Annotated in this window: 7 protein-coding genes and 2 pseudogenes; 4 read left to right on the top strand and 5 right to left on the bottom strand. The window is 35.4% G+C overall.

Annotated features, from left to right (window positions below; genetic code table 11):
- The 3 genes and pseudogenes from J6569_RS10580 to ettA form a co-directional block, all read left to right on the top strand.
- Positions 1–606, top strand: a pseudogene (locus tag J6569_RS10580) (hypothetical protein); the annotation flags it as partial.
- Positions 607–1059: 453 nt separating this feature from the next.
- A complete protein-coding gene (locus J6569_RS10575; RefSeq protein WP_174798714.1) occupies positions 1060–2688 on the top strand; it encodes a hypothetical protein in 1629 nt (542 codons plus the stop codon).
- 910 nt (positions 2689–3598) lie between these two features.
- Positions 3599–5266, top strand: a complete 1668-nt coding sequence (ettA, locus tag J6569_RS10570; RefSeq protein ID WP_296318410.1) for an energy-dependent translational throttle protein EttA — start codon at positions 3599–3601, stop codon at positions 5264–5266.
- Between the two features lie 92 nt (positions 5267–5358).
- Here ettA and J6569_RS10565 read toward each other — a convergent pair whose 3' ends face one another.
- The 5 genes from J6569_RS10565 to J6569_RS10550 form a co-directional block, all read right to left on the bottom strand.
- Entirely contained in the window at positions 5359–6987 is a 1629-nt protein-coding gene (locus tag J6569_RS10565) for a DUF2813 domain-containing protein (RefSeq protein ID WP_296318409.1), read from the bottom strand.
- A 15-nt stretch (positions 6988–7002) separates the two neighbouring features.
- Positions 7003–7806, bottom strand: a complete 804-nt coding sequence (gene rfaP, locus J6569_RS10560; RefSeq protein ID WP_296318408.1) for a lipopolysaccharide core heptose(I) kinase RfaP — start codon at positions 7804–7806, stop codon at positions 7003–7005.
- A complete protein-coding gene (locus J6569_RS10555; protein WP_296318407.1) occupies positions 7799–8923 on the bottom strand; it encodes a glycosyltransferase family 4 protein in 1125 nt (374 codons plus the stop codon). Before J6569_RS10555 ends, rfaP begins: the two co-directional genes overlap by 8 nt.
- Positions 8924–9163: 240 nt before the next feature.
- Positions 9164–9448: a DUF2645 family protein gene (locus J6569_RS11310; RefSeq protein ID WP_366940519.1), complete on the bottom strand. Its 285-nt coding sequence runs from the start codon at positions 9446–9448 to the stop codon at positions 9164–9166.
- 15 nt (positions 9449–9463) lie between these two features.
- Entirely contained in the window at positions 9464–10390 is a 927-nt protein-coding gene (locus J6569_RS10550; protein ID WP_296301040.1) for a TIGR01212 family radical SAM protein, read from the bottom strand.
- A 221-nt stretch (positions 10391–10611) separates the two neighbouring features.
- Here J6569_RS10550 and glyA point away from each other — a divergent pair.
- Positions 10612–10743, top strand: a pseudogene (gene glyA, locus J6569_RS10545) (serine hydroxymethyltransferase); the annotation flags it as partial.
- Between the last annotated feature and the right edge of the window lie 76 nt (positions 10744–10819).

The raw sequence follows: 10819 nt of genomic DNA, 5'->3' as shown, positions 1-10819 counted from the left end.
AGTGGAGTTAGTTTAGCTTTATCATCTGCAATAACACCAGGTTGGGGAAAAGGTTCACGAGATGTAGCTTTAAAGATAGTACTAAAAGGACCAGTAAACAGTAGTGCTAATAAAAACTTTAGTCCCTCTACATTTAAGCTTTATTCAGATAGAGCCAAAAGTAACGTCTTGTATAGCTTTAAAATTGAAAGATGGTATATAGCCCAAGGGGCTAATATTAATGCATCTGTGCAAGATGCAAAAAATTACTGTAACCGAATTGGATACCGAATGCCGAGTGTTGCAGATTATACTAATGCAAATAATGATGATATTTGGACAGGAGGTATTCCTGGAAGAAATATCAATGGTTATCGCCGTCAATTAAGCTATCGCGGCGGTAATGGCAAGTGGATTGGTGGGCTATTTAATGAATGGGGAACCTTATTTAACAATCCTAATCACTATTTAGGTCTTGATGACTGGGAAACTAGTCATCCTCAAGATTGGTATTGGGCAATTGATACATACAAAGGAGAACCAATTCGAATCGATTTGGGGGATGGAGATTTATATGATTCTAAATCAACTAATAATAAACTTAGAGCTGCTTGTGTCAAGCCATAGTTAAATTTGTTTTATTTGTTCAGCAAATAGTTTGACTCTGTAACTTTTAAAGTTACAGGGGTTATTACGAGTAAGTTAATTATAGAACTTACTCGCATTGTTTACAGTAATGGTATGTTCCCACTTTTTAGTATCAAAAATATAAGGTTAACGATTCCCATCAACATGCAATGATGAATAATTTGATGATTATTTTTTACAAAATTGGTACCTAATATTTAAAACTATAAAATCAGTCTATTTCTTATTATTTAATATAATTTTCATATAGTTATATATTATTTTTAATAATCAGACTCATTTAATCACATGTTTACAAATCTTAACAAAAAAGTTATTTTTTACATAAAATTAACATAATATAATAAATATGATCAAATTTGTGTTTTATCAGTAGTTATGATTTGGATGCAAATGATTTTTTATAGGAAAAAGTAATTAAAAATGGAAGTTATGAATAATAAAATATACAAAAGCAATAAGTTAGCTTTTGAACAACCTCGAATGTTTATTTTAAAAATAGCTAAGTTTTTTGGCCAAATTTTACGAATTATATCGTCAAGTTTACATGTCAAACATTATGCTTATGGAACTATAATTGCTACGTTGGGTATAATGATATCGGGTAATGTTATTGCCTTATCCGCAACCACAACAAAGGTGATTGAAGGGAGTGCGCCTTATCTACAATTTAAAACGTCTCAGAATGATCAAGTCGGTAATAAACTAAAAAATTTAGATGAGTTGCTAGGTTTTATGATGCCAAGTCAAGAAAACACTGGCGAGCTAATACAAATTGGAGTTAATGGTTCAATCTCGAATGGAGGAAAACCGTTAACTGTCCCTTTTGGTACAAAGTTTTCAGATGTTATTGCTTTGGTTACTGCTGATGGACAAGCACATACAATTTCTAACTTGCAAGTGGCGGATGATGATGGTGATGCTTCAATTACTGATAATTTTACCGTCGGTGGTACGTTAACTGCAACTTGGAAAGATGGTTCTCAAGTTGTGAGTGATTTACATCAGGAGTTGACACTATGTGGGGGGCCTTATACTTTAGAGTTGAGTGCACAAGATATCGCCGCAACGACTAAGTATGGCATTCCCAATAAAAATTATTATGGTAGCAAACCCAAAATAACTTACCAATTTATGCTTTCAGGTGGTCCAAAATTGTGCTACGCTCGGCCAGATGGTCTTGATGTTTATTCAAAGGCTAGTGATATAACTAAATATCCTAAAGGCTATAACTCGGCATTATGGAGTGGTGCTGGTTATAAGGAGGTTAATCGATTTCGTGTAGGATTTATAGCCGAGTCATTTCGACCTATCACTGGTTTCAAAGGGATTAAGTTTGACTTAATAGGTTCAGGGAATGAACAGTCAAAATACCGTTGTAGACTTGATGCTAGCAATATCAATAATTGGGTAACTTTATCAGGAAACGGAAATAAAGAATTGGGGAAAGGTTGTCAGGTTGTTTATAATAGTCGTCTTAAACCGAAGACTCCATTAACCATTAATATGGAGTACACAGAAGATAACGGTAACAGTTGGAAAAATATTGGTAAAGTGACTCTTCCGATACCTAAAAAATGGGCAATTCTTGTTGATCATAGGAAGGATTATAAAAGTAGCGGTTTTATTAACTTTGATCGTGAGTACGTGGCGTTTGATGAATGTCGTAAAATTATTGATGGTCATGCAATACCAGCAACAACACGAGAACAAGTTAATGATTTTTCTGACACAGGAAAATCTTGGCGACAAAAATATATGTATAGAAGGAATGAATTAATTAATTCACTTGATGCTGATTTACCAGAAGGTACTGCTACACTTCCTACACCAAGGACATATAGACCTTCCCGTGATTTAGGTACATTTCTAGGAGAATGGGGAAGCGTCTACCGATATCATAACGGTGGGAGTTATATTTGGACATCTGAAATGTACCGAGCCGATAAGCCTTTTGCTGTTGATGGAACGCCTCTAAACAGTTGGATTAATGGTGATCACTATAGCCTCGATCGTGGTCAGTCCTCTCAAACATTTTGTCGAGGTGAAAATTTACCATAAAAACTTTATAAATCAAATCGATGTTTAAAATAGGATTATTGCTCTGTTTGTTTTGTAGCCAGTCATTAATTGATGATTATCTTATTGGTTTATGTGTGTCACTCCAAGATTTGAGGATGTTCAGACGTATTAATAATATTTCATTGTTCACAACCCACAGGGTAGTCTGTGTAGTACCTTAAAGGATAGTGAGTAGTATAGTGCTATAAAATAATCACTAAAACCGTAATGGGCAACTAATGTTGTTGTCTATTACGAGTATTTGAAAATGATTATGCTTTTTATAAAGCCTTTTTCTTATAGATATTAAATCTATTTCTTTATTTTTTCCACAACCAGATTAATTAGCGCAAGTCTTACAAAGCTTAACATAAAAGTTATTTTTTACTTTAACGTCGCATTTTATTTTGATCATATTAGTCTTGGATATTTATCAGTCGTTATAGGTTAAATAAATGCTATCAAATTTAAAAGTCATTTTTAAATTGATAGCTAACTAATAAATGGGAAAACGGTTTTTAATGATCAACTGGACTATGACATTATTGAGTTGAGGGATACAAAAATTTCTGGGTATCTCTATTACATGCTAAAGGTTATCTATAAGGGTGTTATGTCTATCTTTTGATTTCCAGAGATGGTGTCGGTATGTGTACCCTCTTAAAAGCGTAGGCGTTAGATTAGAAATTATTCCTATTTTTTCACCGTTACCATTATGGTCATTGTGGCGAAGCATGAATATGCATATACAAGTCCTACATTAAGTTTTGTGTATAGCGAATATTGATTTACCTATATTCTCAAAAATAACCCTAGACCCGATGCTCAGAATCATTACAATATATGCCATCAATTATATAGCAACTGATATGGTTTGCTATTTTTAAACAAAATTAACGGATGATGTTTTATGGCGCAATATGTTTATACCATGAATCGCGTAGGGAAGATTGTTCCCCCTAAACGCTATATTTTAAAAGATATTTCTTTAAGTTTTTTTCCAGGTGCAAAAATTGGTGTACTCGGTTTAAATGGAGCGGGTAAATCCACTTTACTACGAATTATGGCGGGTGTTGATACCGAAATTGAAGGCGAAGCACGCCCACAACCTGATATTAAAATTGGTTATTTACCCCAAGAACCGAAATTAGATCCTAAACAAACTGTGCGTGAAGCCATTGAGCAAGCGGTTAGTGATGCTAAACAAGCATTGGCTCGATTAAATGAAGTATATGCCGCTTATGCTGATCCTGACGCCGATTTTGACAAATTAGCCAAAGAACAAGCAGAGCTTGAAGCCATTATTCAATCGCAAGATGCTCATAATCTTGATAACCAGTTAGAGCGAGCCGCTGACGCACTACGTTTACCTGATTGGGATGCGAAAATTGAAAATTTATCAGGTGGTGAACGCCGTCGAGTAGCAATTTGTCAATTATTACTTGAAAAGCCTGATATGTTATTAATGGATGAACCGACCAACCACTTAGATGCCGAATCAGTAGCATGGTTAGAACGATTCTTACATGACTACGAAGGTACGGTTGTTGCAGTAACTCACGATCGCTACTTTCTAGACAACGTAGCTGGTTGGATTTTAGAACTTGACCGTGGTGAAGGCATTCCATGGGAAGGCAACTACTCATCTTGGCTTGAACAAAAAGATCAGCGCCTAGCGCAAGAAGCCTCGACCGAATCGGCACGTCGTAAATCGATCGAAAAAGAACTTGAGTGGGTACGACAAAATCCGAAAGGGCGCCAAGCAAAAAGCAAAGCCCGCCTAGCTCGCTTTGAAGAACTCAACAGTAACGATTACCAAAAACGTAACGAAACTAACGAGCTCTTTATTCCAGCTGGACAGCGTTTAGGCGATAAAGTGATTGAAGTAAGCAATCTAACTAAATCGTATGGCGATCGTGTGCTGATTGATAACTTATCTTTTAGTATTCCTAAAGGGGCAATTGTTGGCATTATTGGTCCAAATGGAGCAGGGAAATCAACCCTATTTAGAATGCTATCAGGCAAAGAACAACCTGATTCAGGCACGATTACTTTGGGTGAAACAGTGCAACTTGCATCAGTTGATCAGTTCCGTGACAGTATGGACGACAAAAAAACAGTTTGGGACGAAATTTCAAACGGTCAAGATATTATGCGTATTGGCAATTTTGAAATACCAAGTCGTGCTTATGTTGGTCGTTTTAACTTTAAAGGTGTTGATCAGCAAAAGCGTGTAGGTGAACTTTCAGGTGGTGAACGTGGGCGTGTGCATTTAGCTAAATTATTGCAAGTAGGCGGTAATGTTCTGTTACTTGATGAACCAACCAATGATTTAGATGTTGAAACGCTACGCGCGCTTGAAAATGCATTATTAGAGTTTCCGGGTTGTGCTTTAGTGATTTCGCATGACCGTTGGTTCTTAGATCGTATTGCGACCCATATTTTGGATTATCAAGACGAAGGGCATGTTGAATTCTTTGAAGGTAACTTTACCGAATACGAAGAATGGAAAAAGCGCACATTGGGTGCTGAAGCGTTAGAGCCTAAACGTGCTAAATATAAACGAATCTCCAAATAGAATTAATTTTTATTTTATTCCGCCGATTTATATTGGCGGAATAGTTTTATCTTCTTGATAGCGATTTTAAATATTTTTCAAAATGTAATTATCTAAACTAACCCTTTAGATGAACTAATAATTCTCGAAAAAGTATCCATTAGCAAACGCGGTATAGCGTTTATACCACGTGATTTTGCATCATCACAAATGGCAATCGCAAGATCAGGTTTTGAACTTTTATGAATTGCTTTTTGAATAATTTGATGTACAGGCAGATCAATATGCTGTGTTGTATTATAAGCGGCAAGTTTATAGACATGACTAAAACCATGTTTAAATAAAAAGTTTTCAATGTCTCGCGCAGGTAAAACCGTTAAGTAATCATTAGGATTTTTATCTTCACCACATAACGATTTTACCGTATCGGCATATTTTTTACCCGCCATATCCCCATCGGTAATTACATACCAATGAATTCCCATTTTATTGGCATATTTTATAAGCGGTTTTAAACCACACTGAGCAAACTCAATAAGCTGAACTCCCTCTGAACTCAGATGATAACCACTTTGTTCTGCTAGTTCACGTAACAACCACACTTCGGTTTCGCCCTCGACTAACAACCAACATCGTGCAAATAAGGCATTTGATCGGCGATAAAGAATATGAAACGCAATACGACGACTATCACTAACGTTTAATGAATGAGGTTCAATGTATTTGGCAATAATTTTATCTGGCAGACGAATTAAACGATAAAGGTGTTCTAATGAAAATAACGATACTAGATCACTTGAGTTAGACGTGATAATTTTTTGTGTAGGAAAGTTTTTTAGTAAGCGAAATGCAACGGATAAAATGATTGGATGTAACAAACTTTCAGGCTCTTCTAAAATTAAAATAGGCATTGAACTTTGTGAAAGTGAATAATTTCCTTTAGCATCAATAATAGAGCCGAAAATTCCTAAAAATACCGTTCGTAAATAATCATTATCAAGATTATCCAATACATCATTAATTTGTTCCAAAATATTCCAATCTTCTGATCTTGGTGTACTTTTGGCATTTTTTTGTTTGTAATGATTGCGGTGTGCTTGATCGACAAAATAATACTCTAATAATGAGCGTGCGGCTTGTAGGCCTCGAGCTAATTCATCTTGGGTTAATTCGGCTGAATGGGCTTTTAGTTGGTTTGAAAGTTGGCTAATGTAGTGTTCGGATAATGGTTCGTTAGTAACAGTTAATTGCTCTGGATTAATTGCATTTTTAAGTGTCATTACTGGATTTAGTTTGATTAATGTTGCAATTAATAATTTTTCGTTTTCTATATTAAAGGGATTGCCTTGTGCATTGAGCAATTTATGTTGTGTTATAATTTGGTTATTTTGTTTATTGGCAGAAATTTGATAAGTGATACGATGCAGATTATCTTGGTGTGATTGATACGAAACTGAGCGTAATGGTTGATAATCTTGATTATTTAATTCATGTAAGTGTGATTGGCAATAAGTGATTTTAATAATAATATTATCGCCATAACATTGGTATTGATCATGATAAAAATCGGAATCGACAAATTGGTAAAATGTGTTGTCTAGTGATAACAATTGCAAAGCGCTGATTAAACTTGACCGCCCCCAACGATTTTCACCCATTAGTACGCTAGAACTTGCATTTAATTTTAAAGATAGTTGACTAATACCTTTAAATCCGGAAATATCAATTTGTTCAATAAACATAGCGTATCCTTATTGTTAAAGATGATACTTTTCTGTCCTTTTACGAATTCGTTCAACTTTTTGATGCGTACTAGCAATTAACTTAGCTTCATTACGCAAAATCGTTTTTAAAGGTTGATTAAAATACACTTTCAAAAAACGCCAAATATCACGATCAGTTAGCCCAATATTCATGGCTGAAAAATAAAGCCCAATTAAATCTTTATCACGCCAACGAACAGGAACTGTTTTACGGATCTGAGCACGGTGTAAATCAATCACCGATAATTTTATTTGCTGATGATTTTCAAAAAGCGGAATATCAAGCAAAAAGTGACACAAATAACAATCACGATGATTAACCCCAGCCGCATGCATTTGGGCAACCATTTTTGCCAAATAAATCACTAAACAACGCTTTATATGATAGCTAGGTGGATTAGTTAACCATGGCTTAGTAAAATCTTCTAAACTCACAGTCGGGTTAAGATCTCTTGTCACAATAAACGAATGACGAGTCAGCGGATTTAGCCCCTTACGACCAAATGCTCGCCCATCCATCGTATTAACGCCAACTTGCTCCAAACGCTCAATCGCATTCCACTCTTGCTTAGCATCTAAAACAGGTAAACGTAACGAAATAAGATTCTTCATAATCTCTTTAATGGTTGTACCACGATGAATTTTAATAAAATACGATTCATCACCAAGCTCAAAATTCAACGTCTTACGTTGCTTAACCGCTCGATAGACTTTGCCTGATATTAACTCAACTTCCGCAAACGGATCTTTATTTTTCCACAAAGCATCAAAAGGGGATTTTAACTTCAACTCATTCATAATGATCACAACCTAAAATAATATCCGCGGCACGCTGGGCTAAATGATATAAATCAGCCGTTTTACCATAATGTATTGCATTGTTGTGCCATGTTAATAACCGATCGTGGTTTGTTATGGCATTTTGCAACGCTTGATTGAGATCTACTTGTACAAAAGGTTCGGCAAGGATCACCCCAGCATTGGCATCATCAATATGATAAGCATAGCCCGAAGTGCTTGACACAATCACTGGCACTCCAGCGGCTAACCCTTCAATAAGCACCATACCGGCTGCTTCTTGCCTTGCAGGGTGCAATAGCAAATCTGCCGCAAATAAAAAGTCAGGGATATCATTACGCCCTGCAAAAAAACGTACTTGATGCTCAATGCCGAGTTGCTTAGCCAGTTTTTGATAAGCTTCGGGATTATCCTGCCCCACTACTAAAAAAGTCACTTTTTGTTTTAAATCGCAAGGTAGTGCGGCAATGGCGGTTAAAGAACGATCTACTCCCTTACGCTTAAAATCTGATCCAATTTGCACAATCACAAAATTATGTTCATCAATTTGATTGGCTTGCCTAAATTGCTTACCTTTAGCTAGCGACTCATAATTGTATTGACGATCTTGCGCAATACCGGGTGGCAAAAGGTAAAATCGAGACGGAACAGTATGATAATAGTGCTCAAAATCACTAATTTGCTGTTTTGTTAGTACCATAACTTTGGTTTGGCTATGTTGATTAAATACCGCATCTTCGAAAGCTAAATAGTGCTTACAGCGTTTTGACAATTTATACAAAAAGCCCTTGTGTGAAACCTTTTCGGCATAACAAGTATCACCTGCAAAATAAACATCCAAATCAGGCATTTTATTAAAGCCAACTACACAATCAACAGGATTTGCTTGTAAATGATCCTTCACCCAATGGTAATAAGATTGATTACGACTATGGTTGGATAAGCCCTTTTTAGGTACCAAAATAATGTCAAACCCACAAGGTACATCGCCTTGCCAATCCATGACATAAACACGAACATTATGTCCTCGATTTTGACAAGCTTTAGCTATTTGCCAAAAATCACGTTGCAAACCACCAAAAGGAAAATATTTATAAATACAAAAAGCCAGTTGCATGCAGATTGTCTCAAGTTTGAAAGGCGTATTATATACTTAGTATTTATTTGGGTGCAAAGTTTGATTTTTATAGACCCAAATTTGCTGTAAAATTTGGGTCATAGTGGCAGTTGAATAAGCATACTGTCATTTGTAAAAATAATTCAAGAGTCTATACCATTATAGTTTGGTTTTATTCTTAGTGTGGGTGCGTTACGCTATTGATAATCTCTCAAACTATAATAATTTTAGATGAAATTGTTAGCACCATTGAAAACGTAAAAAGAATGACCAAAAACAATAGAGAATAGCAAGGGACAAATAGATATATCTTATTTTTCTATTTTTTATAAAAAATAAACTCAAAATTAAGGGAATGGTAAGGATAAGAAAAACGTCTTCACTATTTCTTCCACTTAATGGTAACGTGCAAAGGTTGTCTGGATCACCTGTAAAAATCATCCATTCATATTTATTGGTTGAAAATAAATTAATAATTATTAATAAAAAGGCGAAGTGGATAAATGAAAGGATGTCCTTTTTCATAATCATTAAATCCACTTATGATTTAAAAAAGTAACTATCACCAATAGCACTACCTTGAGCACCAAACTGGCGTAAATTGTGATCAACGGCATTCATCGATTGCCAATGGTTTTCACACCAATCAGGAGCAAGTAAAGTTGGTTTTCTGGCATTAGCTGATATGCGATGATACAAAATATTGGCTGGCGTTTGGCGAATGATATCGCCAGCAATATCGACATATTCATCTAATGATAATACTGGAAGCCGCCCAGCCCGCCACGCTTTTGCCATAATACTACCTTCAACAATATGTAAAGGGTGTAATTTTAAACCGTCCACACCACAGTCTAGCACACGCTCAAGGGTTATAAAGTTATCTTGTTTGGTTTCTTTCGGTAAACCAATAATTAAGTGAGTACAGACCTTAATGCCAAGCTTGCGTGCCTTTTGTACGGTTTGATAATAATCATCAAAAGTATGCCCTCGATTAATATCGTGTAAGGTTTTGTTATGAGCAGTTTGTAAACCAAGTTCTAACCAAACTTCATAGCCATTGGATTGATAATTCGCAAGCAAATCAAGTGCTTCATCAGGAACACAATCAGGGCGAGTGCCAACACAAAGCCCAACAATATCCGCACTATTCAGGGCTTCTTCATACATACTTTTTAGAATTTCAACCTCGGCGTAGGTGCTGGTATAAGCTTGAAAATAAGCAAGGTATCGTTTAGACTTTTTCATCTGTTGGGCTTGCGAGGTTAATTGTTCAGAAATTGATTTAACCTGAATAGATTCATCAATGATTGAGGCAACATTACAAAAAGTACAGCCACCTTGCCCAATAGTACCATCTCGATTGGGACAACTAAAGCCACCATGTAAAGTAAGTTTATAGATCTTTTCGCCATAACGACGTTGTAAATCGGAACCGAATGTATTAACGACTAAATGAAGTTGCATTATAAACCAAATAAAATTTTTAATTATTTTAGCAATATGTCTTGTATGCCATATCTTATCCATAATACTACTTTTCAACAATATATAAATATTTTTTATAACTCAAAAAAAGATTGAAATTGATCGCTGATTAAGTAAGGGTAACTAGTGTTGTTTTTTACACTGTGATGTGCGGTAAGTTTAAGGCTTGTTGTAATTAATAACTAGGAGTTAACATGTAACTCACCAATAAATATGCTGAAGGTTATTCTGGTAAACGTTATTACAGAGGTTGTGAATATGTTGATGTTGTTGAAAAATTGACAATTGATCGTGCTAAATGTTTCTTTAAATTTATTTACATTTCTTTACAAAAAAGTCCGCCAAAAAACTAGCCAACTATTTCTTAAATGGCTATACTTTAATCGCTTTAGAAAGATAAGCTTATTA

Origin of the sequence: Gilliamella sp. (assembly GCF_024104075.1) — a bacterium.
GTDB lineage: Bacteria > Pseudomonadota > Gammaproteobacteria > Enterobacterales > Orbaceae > Gilliamella > Gilliamella bombi.
The sequence above is the reverse complement of the archived record's forward strand: the minus strand, read 5'-3'. Positions and strand labels throughout refer to the sequence as shown.